The following is a 515-nucleotide window of genomic DNA, read 5'->3' as shown; positions in this document are numbered from 1 at the left end:
CGCTGCCACCGGTTCGACGGGCGCCGACCGGTCCGCCGGTCCGGGCCGGTCTTGCGTGACACCGCCCGGCCGAGCCCGCGAAGGCGTCGTTGGGCGTCGCTCAGGTGGCGTGGGTTCGGAACCAGCTCACCGGTCGACAACACCGCGAGATGCGTGACGCCCACATCAACACCGACCGTTGAGGCGGGCCGCGACGGCACGCGGTCGACCCGTTCGACCTCGGCGCAGAACGCCACGTGCCAGCGTCCGCCGTCCCGCCGGAGGGTGGCCGACATGATCCGGGCGGTGCCGTCGTGCACACGCCGAGCCAGCTTCCGGGCGGACTCGTGCAGCTTCATCCGACCCAGCCGGGGCAGCACCACATGCATCCGGTCAGGCTCGACACGGATGACGCCGGTGGTGAACCGCACCGACGGCACCGCCCGGCGGCGGGACTTGAACCGGGGGAACCCGACTGGTCGACCGGCTCGCTTGCCCGACCGGGAGTCAGCCCAGTTCCTCAACGCGCGGGCGAG

At 72.6% G+C, this 515-nt stretch carries 1 protein-coding gene; it reads right to left on the bottom strand.

What is annotated here, in order from left to right:
• On the bottom strand, nt 1-410 hold a 410-nt coding region (locus V6U90_RS33850), incomplete at its 3' end, for a transposase (RefSeq protein ID WP_334445284.1).
• Nucleotides 411-515 lie beyond the last annotated feature (105 nt).

It is taken from the genome of Micromonospora sp. CPCC 206060, assembly GCF_036906895.1.
Lineage (GTDB): Bacteria > Actinomycetota > Actinomycetes > Mycobacteriales > Micromonosporaceae > Micromonospora.
Note: the sequence above shows the minus strand (reverse complement) of the source record. Positions and strands in the feature narration are given on the sequence as shown.